This window comes from Paenibacillus dendritiformis, from assembly GCF_015845845.1.
GTDB lineage: Bacteria > Bacillota > Bacilli > Paenibacillales > Paenibacillaceae > Paenibacillus_B > Paenibacillus_B dendritiformis_C.
Genome location: NZ_LDIG01000242.1, coordinates 1 through 14142 on the forward strand (window position 1 = coordinate 1; position 14142 = coordinate 14142).

The 14142-nt window shown below is 49.2% G+C and carries 13 protein-coding genes; 11 read left to right on the top strand and 2 right to left on the bottom strand.

Annotation, left to right across the window (positions count from 1 at the left end; genetic code table 11):
• The coding region (locus ABD76_RS23985; protein WP_242069277.1) for an IS4 family transposase at window positions 1-1190 on the top strand (1190 nt) is incomplete at its 5' end.
• Window positions 1191-1573: 383 nt separating this feature from the next.
• Here ABD76_RS23985 and ABD76_RS23990 read toward each other — a convergent pair.
• Window positions 1574-2509, bottom strand: a complete 936-nt coding sequence (locus tag ABD76_RS23990) for a tyrosine-type recombinase/integrase (protein ID WP_197259536.1) — start codon at window positions 2507-2509, stop codon at window positions 1574-1576.
• A gap of 135 nt (window positions 2510-2644) precedes the next feature.
• On the opposite strand from ABD76_RS23990, the gene secA reads away from it, so the two are divergent.
• The 5 genes from secA (at window position 2645) to ABD76_RS30545 (ending at window position 8411) form a co-directional block, all read left to right on the top strand.
• Window positions 2645-5008, top strand: coding sequence for a preprotein translocase subunit SecA (gene secA, locus ABD76_RS23995; protein ID WP_197259537.1), 2364 nt, complete (start codon window positions 2645-2647; stop codon window positions 5006-5008).
• A gap of 89 nt (window positions 5009-5097) precedes the next feature.
• Entirely contained in the window at window positions 5098-5436 is a 339-nt protein-coding gene (locus tag ABD76_RS24000; RefSeq protein WP_197259538.1) for a hypothetical protein, read from the top strand.
• A gap of 369 nt (window positions 5437-5805) precedes the next feature.
• A complete protein-coding gene (locus ABD76_RS24005; protein ID WP_197259539.1) occupies window positions 5806-6672 on the top strand; it encodes a hypothetical protein in 867 nt (288 codons plus the stop codon).
• A 50-nt stretch (window positions 6673-6722) separates the two neighbouring features.
• Window positions 6723-6923: a hypothetical protein gene (locus ABD76_RS24010; protein WP_197259540.1), complete on the top strand. Its 201-nt coding sequence runs from the start codon at window positions 6723-6725 to the stop codon at window positions 6921-6923.
• A gap of 84 nt (window positions 6924-7007) precedes the next feature.
• The gene (locus ABD76_RS30545; RefSeq protein WP_197259541.1) at window positions 7008-8411 is read left to right on the top strand and encodes an S-layer homology domain-containing protein; all 1404 of its coding nucleotides are present in this window, start codon (window positions 7008-7010) and stop codon (window positions 8409-8411) included.
• Between the two features lie 125 nt (window positions 8412-8536).
• On the opposite strand, the gene ABD76_RS24020 is transcribed toward ABD76_RS30545, so the two are convergent.
• Window positions 8537-9421, bottom strand: a complete 885-nt coding sequence (locus tag ABD76_RS24020; protein WP_197259542.1) for a LysR family transcriptional regulator — start codon at window positions 9419-9421, stop codon at window positions 8537-8539.
• Window positions 9422-9595: 174 nt separating this feature from the next.
• On the opposite strand from ABD76_RS24020, the gene ABD76_RS24025 reads away from it, so the two are divergent.
• From ABD76_RS24025 to ABD76_RS24045, 5 genes are all read left to right on the top strand, one after another.
• Entirely contained in the window at window positions 9596-10285 is a 690-nt protein-coding gene (locus ABD76_RS24025) for a YeeE/YedE thiosulfate transporter family protein (RefSeq protein ID WP_242069775.1), read from the top strand.
• A gap of 72 nt (window positions 10286-10357) precedes the next feature.
• Window positions 10358-10585: a sulfurtransferase TusA family protein gene (locus ABD76_RS24030; RefSeq protein WP_197259543.1), complete on the top strand. Its 228-nt coding sequence runs from the start codon at window positions 10358-10360 to the stop codon at window positions 10583-10585.
• A gap of 34 nt (window positions 10586-10619) precedes the next feature.
• On the top strand, window positions 10620-11168 hold the full coding sequence (locus ABD76_RS24035; RefSeq protein WP_197259544.1) for a YeeE/YedE thiosulfate transporter family protein: 549 nt from the start codon (window positions 10620-10622) through the stop codon (window positions 11166-11168).
• 73 nt (window positions 11169-11241) lie between these two features.
• The gene (locus ABD76_RS24040; protein WP_197259545.1) at window positions 11242-12465 is read left to right on the top strand and encodes an FAD-dependent oxidoreductase; all 1224 of its coding nucleotides are present in this window, start codon (window positions 11242-11244) and stop codon (window positions 12463-12465) included.
• 188 nt (window positions 12466-12653) lie between these two features.
• On the top strand, window positions 12654-13976 hold the full coding sequence (locus ABD76_RS24045) for an IS4 family transposase (protein WP_197257525.1): 1323 nt from the start codon (window positions 12654-12656) through the stop codon (window positions 13974-13976).
• Window positions 13977-14142 lie beyond the last annotated feature (166 nt).

Genomic DNA, 14142 nt, shown 5'->3' on the forward strand with positions numbered 1-14142 from the left:
AAAAAAGCCGCACACCCGGTAAAATGTTTGTACGCCTACAAACTCAACCGAAGAAAGGTGGCGACTCCATGAAAAAGTCTACCACGATCCTGTCCATCCTTCAATCCGTTTTGCCTGCAGAAGAAATCGATTCTGCAATCGAACTCGCCGGCTATAAAGACAAGGCCCGCAAGTTTACCGTCCATCATTTGCTACAATATTGGGCGATGGCTGCCTCTGAACAATGGGATAGCTACCGTTCAGGTGTGGTTCATGCAGCAGCCAGCGGCTTGCTTCCTGTCCATTATTCCAGTTTTTCCGGAAAGGCAGCTGAGGTTCCCTTTGCTGTATTCAAGGAGCTCCTACACCGGCTCATCCAAACCTGTAATCGTCAAACGACCCGAAAGCTGGCCTTTCCTAAAGAATTGCTTTTGATTGACTCGACGACCGTAACGGTAGGAAAAACTCGCTTGCCCTGGGCCCCTTACCATGGTGAGCGTTCGGGCATTAAGCTACATGTTTCTTTGCAAGCCCAATGCGACTCCCCTCTAAACGTGGTCGAAACGGTTGGTTCGAAACATGATGGTCCGCTCTGTGAAAGCTTAACCCATTTGGATTACATTATGGTTATGGACCGGGCTTACGGGAAGCTCGAACGATTAGATCGTTTCAAAGAAGAAGGTCAATCCTTTGTCGTTCGACTGCGTGATAACGTTCATCTTGAAAAACCACGTGCTCTACGCCGGCAAAAAGAGCCTAACAGCCCGGTCATCCGGGACATTACGTGCCAACTTGGAACAGAGCAATGTCGATCCAAGAAGCGGCATCGCGTCGTTACCTTCCAAGATTTCGATGGCCGAGAACTCCGCGTCGTTACCGATCTCATGCAAGTGACCCCAGAAGAAATCGCACAGATGTATAAAGCCCGGTGGCAAATCGAGGTTTTCTTTCGCTGGATCAAGCAGCACTTGAATATCCCTACTTTGTTCGGGACAACTGAAAATGCCGTGTACGGGCAGCTGTTTGTAGCTCTCATCGTTTACGTGTTACTCAAATGGTTATTTGATACCACTCAAGGGGTCGTATCTAGGCATCAAAAGCTGTCCTTTATTCACTTTGCACGTCTATTTAGGCTAAATTCCCTTCCTCCCGAATGGCTCGTTAAGATGCAGAGGATAAGAGAAAAATTCAGCCCTGCCGGGCTTGTTTGAGTTACACAATTTGGTTAATCAACATGTCTGGTCTGAATTGAATGTAAGCTAAGCGTTAAATTGGAGTTGTATTTGATACAACTCTTTTTTGTTGTGTAAGGGGGCTGAAGCGGCGGGGAAGAAAATAATAAGGCCTGCGCAAAAAAATTACGCAGGCTTGTATTGAAATTTTCAATAGAATTGTCGAAAAAATAAAAATGGGTAATTCATCTTATGTAGGAAATAAAACACTAGTGTGGTTCTATGATGCGTAAGGGAAACTAACTTCGTACAATATGTGTTGTTCGACATGTTTTGCTAATATCGTATTCATTTCTACATTCAGGTCCCAAAAAATAGTATAGATAAAATTAACCATTTGATCAACCCCTCACAAGTAGATTTCATTTCATCGTAATCGAATCAGCAACGAAGTCGGGAGCGGCCTTCTTCATTTGTTGCACGGTATGCAAGTACCGTTGAGTCGTATTGATATGCGTGTGTCCAAGGGATTCCTGCACTTGCTGCAAGGAAGCGCCGCGGAGCAGAGCCAGCGTCGCATTGGTGTGTCGAAGCCAGTGCGGCGTTACTTTTTTCTTCAAGCCGCTTTGTTCACGGGCATTCTGGATGATCTTCTCAACGAGTCTTACGGAAATAGGGAAAATACGCTGGCCGTGCGTATCCTTATTTTGTTCCCGGTATTCGCATAATAACCGCCATAATAGCTGCGGAACCTTCACTTCACGCTGTTTATCGCCTTTGCCGCTTATCGTAACCCACATGGATGTCTCTTCGGGATCCGTATGGAAGTCATCCCACTCCAACGCAATTAATTCCGAAACCCTCACCCCGAGCAGCACAAGCGTCATTCCGATCACATAGTCGCGGAATCCCTGGACTTTTAATTGTTCGAGCAGGAGGCGGACTTCACGGACTGTTAAATAATGATTTTTGCTGTTCACCGCGATCTTCGGCACACGAACGCAAGTCGTCGGATTCGTCGGAAAGAATCCTCTATTTTCGTCATTTCCCCAATTGTACAGCGAGCGCAAGGGCGCGATATGAGCAGCGATCGTGGCGGGCGCCATCGGTTTTTTGTTTGGACTTAAAAAGCCTTGAGCCAGGCTGATTTTATAGACCTCGATTTCTCTCCACGTCACATCCTTCAACGCTTTATTCCCAATAAACAGACGGAATTTGTTAATCGCGTTCCGATAATTGCGAATTGTATATGGAGAACGGCTGCTTGACGACAAAAACATATTGATTATTTGTTCGTCGGAGCAAGGTTCAATCATTTCGGAATAGTTGGGCAGTAACCGTAAGACTGTCTGAAGCATCGTTTGAATTCCTCCTTATTGTTTCTGCGAACAACACATATTGTACGAATTTAAATTGTAATGGAAAAATCAGAAAAAACAAAACCTGGAAATGGTTATTATGCCAAATGAGTGGCTTGCAAAGGAGGTCAAGCATTGCTGTCCCGACTTACGAAGCGGATATTTGACCGTCAGTCAGCACCGTTACGAAAACTGCGGCGCATCGTCCATCACATTGACCGCCACTATCGCCAATTGTCCAGTTATTCGGATGAGCAGCTGCAGTCGCTATCCCAGCAATTGCGCCTCCTAGCGGGGGAGGACAGGGATTCGCCTCATGTGAAATTCCAAGCGTTCGCGCTGGCAAAAGAAGCCGTTCGCCGAATATCCGGGAAGACGCTGCATGATGTGCAGTTGATGGGCGGATGGGCGATGACCGAGCGCAATATTGCGGAGATGGCGACTGGCGAAGGGAAAACCGTAACTTCCATACTCCCCATATATTGGTTCGCATTGCAGGGAGACGGGGTGCATCTCATTACGGCGAACGAGTATTTGGCTGCACGAGATTATGCGGAGATGAAGCCGATTTTCGAATTTCTCGGGATTAGTGTCGGATTAAATCTCGGAGGCATGAGCATCAAAGCGAAGCAAGCGGCTTATCAGAAAGATGTGACTTACGGGGTGTGCAGCGAATTCGGTTTTGATTATTTACGGGACCATCTGGCCCGGGAGCCGGATGAGAGGGTTCAACGGACTCTGGCATATGCGCTGATTGATGAGATTGACAGCATCTTAATCGATGAAGCGCGGACTCCGCTAATTATAGCTGGAAAAACGAAGGCATCCCCCGATCTGTATTACGTGTGCGCCCGGTTTGTCGACCGGCTTCAGGAGAATCGGGATTACGAAGTGGATCGCGAGCTGAATCAGGTTACGTTTACGGACAGAGGCATTCAAACGATTGAAACGGTCTTCATGATTGATAATTTATACGAATTGGAGAATACGAATGTCTACCATTATTTATTGCAAAGCCTGCGCGCCAAAGCATTGATGAAGCGCGATGTCGATTACATTGTCAAGGATGGGAAAGTAGCCATTATCGATGCTTTTACCGGGCGGATTTTGCAGGGGCGGCAATATAATGACGGCCTGCAGCAAGCGATCGAAGCGAAAGAGGATGTGCCGTTAAGTCCGGAAAACGTGACGCATGCGGTCATTACGATACAAAAGTTTTTTAGCTTGTATACATACCTGACCGGGATGACCGGAACCATCCGGAGCGAAGCCGAAGAAATACATCATCTGTTCGGATTGGAGATCGTCGCCATTCCAACGCATAAGCCTGTCCAGCGCATCGATGAAGAAGATGTATTTTTTAGGACCAGAGAAGAAAAGTATCGAGAAATCATGCGTGAAGTAAAAAAGCGGCATTCTATTGGACAACCGGTACTAATCGGAACGACGTCGATTGAACAATCCGAGGAGGTTGCCTCTCGTCTGCAAGCATTCGGCCTGCCTTATCAACTGCTCAATGCCAAAGAGGAGGAAAAAGAAGCCGCGATTATATCTGCTGCTGGATTGAAAGGGGCGATAACGATCGCGACCAATATGGCGGGCAGAGGAACGGACATCGTGCTGGGACCGGGCGTAGCCGAGCTTGGGGGGCTCCATGTCATCGGGACGGAGCGGCACGAGAGCCGCAGAATTGATAATCAATTAAGAGGCCGTTCAGGCAGACAGGGAGATCCGGGATCATCCTGCTTTTATATTTCGATGGAAGATGAACTGATTGAGAGATTTGCTTCCGAAGAAGCTGCGCAATGGCGCGGCAACATCCAATGGAAAGAGAGCGGGACAAGGAAACCGGCGTTGACGCGCTGGATTGAACGAGTTCAAAAGAGGATTGAGCAGCAAAATTATGAAATCCGGACCTTCGTCTATGTGCTTGATTCCATTGTGCACGAACAAAGAGCAAGCTTCTACGAGCATCGAAGAGATGTGGTAGACGGGCAGGATATCAAGTATTTTCTGCGCGGGCATCTTGTACGTTATGTCCAGAGATGGATGGAAACGCATGCTCCTCGTGAACCATTACCTGATGAATGGGATATTTCCGCATTGTCTCGCGAGTCTGGATTGCGGCCCAATCTCCTTGCTGCGGAAGAGAAGGCTGCCAATCGGTTGGAGTTCGCGCAAATCATCACCTCCTATTTTGATGCGAAGCTGGAGGACTTGTTCTCATTAGAGAATCGAAGCCAATGCTGCCAAAAGTGGCGATGCGCCTATTTGCAAATTCTCGACAAAGCATGGATGCGGCATTTGGAGCAGTTGGAGCTGCTGAAGCTGGGAATTCAGTTTCGGAAATATGGCAAGCAAGATCCGGTGCAAGCCTTTAAAGAAGATGCTTGGAAGCTTTATGGGCAGATGGAAGAAACGGTGAGGAAGAAAATATACGATGCCGTGTTGAAGGAGAGGATTCATGAAGGGCGGCAGGTCAACGGAAAGGTAGGGTAGCTAGATTGGGAATGAAGCAAACATATCATTTTCTTTCTCTTATTCGCCAAAAGCTATTTAAGAGAGATGCCGTTCCTGAGGAAGACACCTTGATTGAGCAGCCGGAGCAGCCTCAGGAGAATGAAACGGTACAGGGGAAGGAAGTCATTGAGTTAAGCGAACAGCTTCGCATCATCACGCTGGTCAATCAGTATGCGGAGGAATTTCTGTATCCGCACATCAAGCCTGATCCTGCTTGGTCCAAGGGGTTTGCCTTACTTAATGAAGTGTTCGTCACGCAAGGCGAAGATCCGGTCTACCGCTGCAATATGGAAGTGTTCTATCAACATCAATCAGGCGAAAAGAAAGCGGTGTATCTTGTCAGTCTGGTGCGGTTCGCCGGGGATTCGTGGCGCGTATTCCAGGTAAAAGAGGTGATGCCATGTTAATAGAGTAGAATCCATCAACCAAAAAAGGAATAGGGAAGGAGAAAAATATTTCAATGACACAAAAAAGAGAAGAACGTAACGAAGAAATGAAAGAGTTGAATGTCCCGGGAAGCCGAAAGACAACAGCCACTTTGCTGGCTGCGGCTAAAGTGTTGGCTGCCACGACGATGGCTGTCGCCCCGGTTGTTGCTGTCGTGCCCGGCACGGTATCCGCGAAGGGAATCGACGAAGAAGAGATTTCTGTTGATGATATTGAAACGGGTACAGAGCAGGACGGTGGTGGAGTAGAACCAGGCAACGAGAATGATATTGGATCCGACAATGAGAACGGTGATGGATCCGACACCGACGATGAAGAAGACCTAGATAATGAAAAAGATCCCGATAATGGACAAGACCCAGGAGATGGTCAAGACCCTGGTGATGGTCAAGACCCTGGTGATGGACAAGATCCTGGCGATGGACAAGATCCTGGCGATGGACAAGATCCAGGAGATGGTCAAGACCCTGGTGATGGTCAAGACCCTGGTGATGGTCAGGACCCTGGTGATGGTCAGGACCCTGTTGATGGTCAGGATCCAGGAGATGGTCAGGATCCAGGAGATGGACAAGACCCTGGTGATGGTCAGGATCCGGGAGATGGTCAGGACCCAGGAGATGGACAAGATCCGGGAGATGGTCAGGATCCAGGAGATGGACAAGACCCTGGTAATGGACAAGATCCTGGTGATGGTCAGGACCCAGGAGATGGACAAGATCCAGGAGATGGACAAGATCCTGGTGATGGACAAGATCCGGGAGATGGTCAGGACCCAGGAGATGGTCAGGATCCAGGAGATGGACAAGACCCTGGTAATGGACAAGATCCTGGTGATGGCCAGGATCCAGGAGATGGTCAAGATCCTGGAGATGGACAAGATCCGGGAGACGGACAAGACCCTGGAGATGGACAAGATCCAGGAGATGGACAAGATCCGGGAGATGGTCAGGATCCAGGAGATGGACAAGATCCGGGAGACGGACAAGAGCCTGGTGATGGACAAGATCCGGGAGATGGTCAGGATCCAGGAGATGGTCAAGACCCTGGAGATGGACAAGACCCTGGTGATGGACAAGATCCAGGAGATGGACAAGACCCTGGTGATGGTCAGGACCCAGGAGACGGTAAAGAGCCAGCCGACGAAGATAAGGCTTACGCCATTGACAATGGAACGTTTGATAAGGATGGCGGCATAACCGTCTCCGTCGATGTCGCTCCGCAAGGAGAAGGACAAAATGTCGTCGTCGTGTTCCAACTGGTTAAGGATGATAAGACGCCGGTTAGCATTGTTGCTTTGGAAAGAAACATTTCCGAGCTTGAAAAAGTAACCGCTCATTTTAATGTGGACGGTTCAGGCTATTCCGTTAAGGTGTTCGTCTTTGACGAGTTCACCAGCGATCCGGAGAAAGCCCCAACCTCGTTGGCGAAGCCTGTCATTTTACAATAAGGACTCTATAAGTTGATATCATGATCATAATCGAATCCGGAGCGTTCCGGATTCGATTATACTTGAAAGCGAGGTAAGCAGTTCGTGATAAAAGGAATATTGAGAAACATAACGATTATGGCGGTACTTTTGACCATTTTCCCTTTGTCCGCATTTGCTGCAGAACCAATCACTTTGGAGCAGATAGCGAATAAAAAGCCCGGGGAAGCGGTTGAGATGAAGGGAAAATCAACATTAAAAGAAGTGAGTGTTAAAGTCCTTCGTCCCAACAAGACGATTCTCTATGTAGATGTGGCCGATACTGGTGCAGAAGGTGCATTTTCGGTCACCTTCAACCTTCCTTCCGACGCTGATCTTGGGGAGTATATGGCGATAGTGGGCCAAGGCTCGGAATCGGCTTCCCGAACATTTAACGTAACGGCCAAGGAGGATAACGGCGGGACACCAGGCGGAACCCCGGGAAGCGGCAGCTCCGGCGGCGGTGGTGGAGGAGGTGGCGGCGGAGGCGGCAGCACATCTGCGCCTTCATCGACAACGCCATCTAATACCCGAACTATCAATGCAAGCAGCGCTTCCTTTACATTGAACGGCGTCAAGTTCGATATCCCTGCGGGCGCGGCAGCAAAAACGCTGCAGCTCAAAGTGGAAAAAGTAAGCACTACTTCCGGACTGAATATTCCAGCTCATCTGCAACTGGCGAGCGAAGTGTTCGAAATAACGGTCAGTCCGAAAGAGAAACTTGCGAAAAACATGACGATCGCCCTGCCATTCGACATCTCCAAGTACCATCCGGATAAATACGAGCTTGCGGTATACCGGTTGGACGCAGATCAAAAGGAATGGATTGCATTGGAGAACATCGCCATTAACGCGTCCGATAAGACGGTAAGCGGGGATGTGGACCAATTCGCGAAGTTTGCGGTACTGGCCAAAGCCAAAGAAACTAAGGCAGAAGAACCAAAAGCTCCGCAAATTCTGTTGAAGGACATTAATGGACATTGGGCAGAGAAGAGTATTCTGGCGTTGGTACAAAGAGGCGCAATTACCGGATATCAAGACAATACATTTAAGCCAAAAAATAAAATCACGAGAGCCGAATTCGCTACCATTCTCGTTAAAGCACTCGAACTGAAGGGTACAGACGGCAAAGTATTCAAGGATACGGAGAAGCACTGGGCGAAAGAGAACATCGCCATCGCGAGCGCGCATGGCATTGTGAACGGCTATGATTCATCGACCTTCGGACCTAACGATCCGATAACAAGAGAACAAATGGCCGCAATGGTTGTCAAAGCGTTCGATTTGAAGCATGAAAAACCGAATGCAAAATTTAAGGACCAAGACAAAGTATCCAAATGGGCTGTGAAATCTGTAGAAACGGCAATCGCTCAGGGCATTATGAGCGGTTACAACAACAACATTAACCCGCAAGAGAACGCCAACAGAGCAGAAGCAGTCACTGTCGTTGCCAATGCATTAGGTCTATAGCCAACGCAAAAGTGCTCCCAAAGCACTTGGGGCCTTGACGGAGTTGGTTAATGAACTAAGACGCTTCCAAAACCGCGAAACAGGCGGGGATGGAAGCGTCTTTTCACACTGGAGCAGCCAACCCCTCAACACACCGTATCGACCAGTCTCTTTTCGATATAGCGAATTAATTGCCGGGTCTCCTTATCGCAGCGCCGGTGTTGTTTCTTGATCATGTGAATCTCGTTGTATACTTGAAAATTTTCAATATGAATGATCCGGAGCTGTTTGCTGTACAGCTCCTTTTTGATGGACATATAGGGGAGAAAGGCGGCCCCGTGTCCTTTGATGGCGGCAAGCTTGACCGCTTCGATGGAATCCAGATTATAGAGAATGTTCAAGCTTGGCTTGCCCTCTGACATCGCATTCAAGGCCCGCTGCACGCAGGAGAGCTGGGCGGACCAGATGAGCGGGAACCGGGGGAGCTCGCTTAACGCGATCGTGTCGGGACGCGGCGCGCTGCCGCTGGCAACGAGCATGACCTTGTCCGAGAAGACTTTGCAGGAACTCAGCTCGGGATTGGTCGAAGGCCCCGAAATAAATCCGATATTGCCCTCCTCAAGCAGAATATGCTTCTCGATTTCCGATGAAAAGCCTTCGTTCAAGGTGATCAAAAACTCGGGAAAATGCTTCTTCACTTCATACAGCGTGCAGGGAAGGGCATAGTTGCACACTTCCGGAACGGCGTAAATGGACAACTGATGCGGACCGTGCTCCAGATGCTTCATTTCCATCAGCATATCGTCGTACAGCTTGCAAATTTGAAGCGCGTATTTGTGAGCGATCTGTCCCGCTTCGGTGAGCTGGGCACCTTTGTTGCTTCGCTGAAGAAGCTCGGCTCCCAACATCGCTTCCCATGATTTGACCTGCTGGCTGAGCGCCGATTGCGTAATGTGAGCCTTATGCGCCGCCTTCGAGATGCTCTTGAGCGCCGCGATGTCCAGAAACAATTTAAGCGTTTCCACATTCATGGGTGACTCCTCCTAGTTTACCCGCTTAGAACTTTGTTGAAGCTCCTTCTGTTTGTCTATCGTGCCATTAGCAAAACTTATACAGCATAAACAAAGCATATAACCACAGCGCCGATAAGTATGTTAATATTTTCACAAAGTTAAAAATCATCTTAGTGCTGGAGGTGCTGCAAGATGGGACAAACTCCGAGTCCCGCGACGAAATCGACCCGAACCCGGGCGCCCAGAAAACCTAAAAAGAGTCAACTGCCTTATGCTTTATTGGCAACCGCTCTCGTCATTGCCTTTGGATTCTACTTGAATCATTACAATGACAACATGGTCGTCTATCTGCTGTTCGGTCTTTCGTTTGGCGTCATTTTGCAAAGATCGCGATTCTGCTTCACCGCTTCGATGAGGGACCCGTGCATTACGGGAAGCACGTCGGTAACGAGAGCGGTACTCATTGCCTGCTCGTTGGCCACAATTGGATTTACGGCTATCAAATATTCGGCCTATATGCAAGGCAATCCGATTCCCGGCATGGACAATGTGGGGCAGATCAGCTTCGCCCTCGTCATCGGCGCCGTGCTGTTCGGCATCGGAATGGTCATCGCCGGCGGCTGCGCCTCGGGAACGCTGATGCGCGTAGGGGAAGGGTTCACGATGCAGATGCTGTCGCTGTTTTTCTTCGTGCTCGGCTCTCTCTGGGGAGCGCATGACATGGGCTGGTGGCGGGCTCACGTCATCAAGGATGCGCCAGCGGTATTTCTGCCGGATGTATTCGGATGGCTAGGCGCCTTAATCGTCCAATTCCTCATTATATTGCTGCTCTATATCGCTTCGGTCAAATGGCAGGAGAAGAAGATGGGCAGCGCCGATTAATGCGGAACTAAGTGTTTTTGTTCACAAAGTTTTTCTTTTCATAAAAATATGGAGAAAAAGGTGGTTATCAAGATGGCTGAATTTACACTTGATTGCATGGGAGAAGCTTGTCCGGTACCTCTGATGAGAACGGAGAAAAAAATGGCCGAGTTGAAGGTCGGCGATGTCCTGATTGTCTCGATCGACCATAGCTGCGCGATGAAGAATGTGCCGGAGTGGGCGAGAAAGCAGGGGCATAACGTGGAAATCGAAGAGATCGAAGACGGGGAATGGGAAGTCGTCATCGAGAAGACCAACTAGCCTTCGCTGAGGAAGAAAGGATGAGGTGTAAGCGGTGAACGAATTCTGGTTAAAAATCACATCGAACCGCTTTTACAAACGTCTGTTGAAAGAGCCGTTTACGTATGTGACCGGAGCTGTGCTGCTCGCGATTTTCGCCATCGCCCATTTGGCTGTCTTCTCCAAAGGATGGGGCGTCACGAGCGCGTTCGCGGACTGGGGGGCGTGGCTGTATCAGCTCGTAGGGGGCAATGTTGAAGATTGGGCTTATTTCAGCTCGGAAAAGGCGCAGAAAACATTATCCGGCGGATTCATGAACGATGGCGGCTCGATACGCAATCTTGGCATTATTTTGGGTGCGCTGCTGGCTACGCTGTTCGCATCCGAATTCAAGTTGAAGAAAATCAAATCCAAAAAGCAAATCGTGGCTGCGGCATTGGGCGGCCTGCTGATGGGCTATGGCGCGAGATTGGCGAACGGGTGCAATATCGGCGCGCTGTTCACCTCCATTTCTTCGCTGTCGCTGTCCGGCTGGATTTTCTGGCTGTTCTTGTTCGCAGGAGCCTTTGTAGGCAGCAAGCTGCTGGCCAAATATTTTATGTAGGGCGAAAGAGGGCTGACGGAAGTCAGCCTCTTTTCATAAACGCTTATCGCGAGTTACAGGAGGGCCGTAGGCAATGGAAAAGAAAACGGAACAATATGATGTTGTCATCATCGGCGGAGGGGCCGCGGGCTTGACAGCGGGAATCTACTGCGGACGCGCGCGGTTGAAGACGCTTATTTTGGAGAAATCGCTCGTAGGCGGCCTTGCCACGTACACCAACGAGATAGAGAACTACCCTGGCTTCCCGGAAGGCGCGACCGGGACGGAACTGATGGGGCTGTTCCACAAGCAGGCGAAAAAGTTCGGCGTTGATTTCAAAATGACCGACGTCAAATCGGTATCCGTCGACGGCGATGTCAAAATCGTCGAGACGTTCCGAATTCGGTACGAATGCAAAGCGATCATTATTGCCAGCGGGGGCAAGCCAAGACTGACCGGAGCCCGGAACGAGGATCAATATTTGTATGACAAAGGCATTTCCTTCTGCGCGACCTGCGACGCCGCCTCGAACACGGGCAAAACGGTCATGGTGGTCGGCAGCGGGGATGCCGCCATTGAGGAAGGCTTGTTCCTGACCAAATTCGCGGACCGGGTCATCGTATCGGTCATGCATGAGCACGGTAAAATGGACTGCAACGAAATCGCCAGAACCGAGGCGCTCGAGAACCCGAAAATGGAGTTCATCTGGAACACGGTCGTCGATTCCTTCGAAGGCGAGGAGCGGCTGGATGCCGTCGTGCTCCGGAACGTAAAGACCAATGAGCTGCACAAGGTTCCGGTCGATTCCTGCTTCCTGTTCATCGGCTATATGCCGAACACGGAGATTTTCGCCGGCATGATCGACATGAACCGGAACGGCTATATCCGCATCAACGACAGAATGGAGACGAATGTCCCCGGCGTCTTCGCTGCGGGCGACGTATGCGACAAATTCCTGAAGCAGGTGGCGACGGCCGTCGGCGACGGAGCGATAGCGGGGTATGGGGCGGAGAAATATATATCGGAATGTGAAGTGTATGAAAATCAGATTCTGAATCATGGCAAGCCATCTGTTGTCTACCTGTGGAATGCGACAGAGGCGGGATGCAGGGAGCTGCTGCCAGTTATAGAGGCATTTGAGCAGGCGCATTCGTCGGAATTGCGAGTGACCAAGGTCGATGTCTACAAATCGCCTGGACTTGCGGCCAGATTGGGAGTCGATGCTGTCCCGGCTGTCGTCTATGTAACGGAAGGGAAGATACGACAGGTGATTAGCGGAAATATTAACGAATCGGCTTTGGCTGGCCTTATCTCATAACCGTGTGGAAAAGCAGGGGCGCTCAACCCAATGTCATTAAGATAAGGCGCGGAAACCATAATCAAGCACAAGAGCAGGTTATCAAAAAGATAGCCCGCTCTTTTTTTTGTTTCAAAAGAAAATCAAGACTTAACAGGTAGATGGATATGTGTGGCGAAGCCCCTTGAAAAAACGAGGAGGTTACGCCAATGAATGAGTACGCGAATTCGCTAAAAGAAACGCTGACATCCCTCATACGAGAAATGGCAGCCGCACCAGCACCTTATGTCAAAAACCCTGAAAAAGATTTTACCCGAAAGAAAAAGCTATCCTTTGAAACGGTGATGCAACTCCTGATCTCCATGGGGGGCAACAGCATATATAAGGAACTCCTGGAATCCCAAGGTTATAACGTAAACACCGCAACCACTTCCGCTTTTGTCCAACAGAGGAATAAAATCCTGCCGTCTGCTGTGGAATTCTTGTTTCACGCATTTACGCAATCGTATACGGATATCAAGGACTACCGAGGGTATCGATTACTTGCCGTTGACGGTTCGGATTTACATATCGCAACTGACTCTGCGGACACGGACACCTATTTTCAAAGTCAACCGAACACGAAAGGCTATAGCCTTCTGCATTTGAACGCTGCCTATGACTTGTGCAACAGACTGTACGTGGATGCCATTGTTCAACCACGAAGGTTGTGCAACGAGGGAAGGGCGCTGGCTGCTATGGTTGACCGTTCTCCCATCAAGGGCAAAACCATTGTTATTGCCGATAGAGGTTATGAAAGTTACAACAATTTCGCGCACCTTGAACGCAAAGGGTGGAACTATGTCATACGGGTAAAGGATTTGGATTCCAATGGTATTCTTTCGGGCTTGCGTTTGCCCTCTAGCGGAGAGTTTGATAGGGACGTTCATCTGACACTCACCAAAAAACAAACCAAAGAGGTCAAGGCTAATCCCGAGATGTACAAGTTCGTTCCTTCCACGTCTACATTTGATTTTTTGGATTTGCATGAGAACTTGTTTTACCCGATTACCTTTCGGGTTGTTCGTTTCGTCCTGCCTCATGGCGCTTATGAGACCGTCATTACGAATCTTTCTGCCGCTGATTTCCCACCCGATGAAATCAAGTCTATGTATAACAGGCGATGGGGCATTGAAACCTCTTTCAGGGCATTAAAGTACACTGTCGGTCTGACGAATTTTCACGCAAAGAGACGAGAGTCCATCACCCAAGAGATTTTCGCAAGAATGATCATGTACAATTTCGCTGAAATGATGACCTCACACGTCGTCATTTCCCAAATGGATAAACGGCACTCATACCAAGTCAACTTCACGGTTGCCGTTCACGTTTCTAGACATTTCCTGCGCTCACGGCACGATGAACCCCCGCCCGATGTTGAAGCACTGATCCGCAAAAACATTTTGCCGATTCGCCCCGTTCGCCCAGGGCAGCAGAATACGCGCAAAATACGCTACAAATCAGTTGTTAGCTTCGTCTATAGAGTAGCATAATTCGTTTCATATGAACATTTTTTAAGCGGATCTTCCGTCCGCTTTGTTTGCTGTACGCTTTTTCCTTGCTTGCACCAAAAACAAACGGCACAGGGCTTTTTCCCATGCCGTTTCGGATTCCATTTTTATTTCCGCTCTTGTCTTTGAGCTTAACTTAATGACATTG

Excerpts from the sequence above, each read along its gene's own strand:
- ABD76_RS23990 (WP_197259536.1), bottom strand. The coding sequence starts at position 2,509 with ATGCTTCAGACAGTCTTACGGTTACTGCCCAACTATTCCGAAATGATT.
- ABD76_RS24005 (WP_197259539.1), top strand. The coding sequence starts at position 5,806 with ATGAAAAAGATCCCGATAATGGACAAGACCCAGGAGATGGTCAAGACC.
- ABD76_RS24020 (WP_197259542.1), bottom strand. The coding sequence starts at position 9,421 with ATGAATGTGGAAACGCTTAAATTGTTTCTGGACATCGCGGCGCTCAAG.
- ABD76_RS24025 (WP_242069775.1), top strand. The coding sequence starts at position 9,596 with ATGGGACAAACTCCGAGTCCCGCGACGAAATCGACCCGAACCCGGGCG.
- ABD76_RS24030 (WP_197259543.1), top strand. The coding sequence starts at position 10,358 with ATGGCTGAATTTACACTTGATTGCATGGGAGAAGCTTGTCCGGTACCT.
- ABD76_RS24040 (WP_197259545.1), top strand. The coding sequence starts at position 11,242 with ATGGAAAAGAAAACGGAACAATATGATGTTGTCATCATCGGCGGAGGG.
- ABD76_RS24045 (WP_197257525.1), top strand. The coding sequence starts at position 12,654 with ATGAATGAGTACGCGAATTCGCTAAAAGAAACGCTGACATCCCTCATA.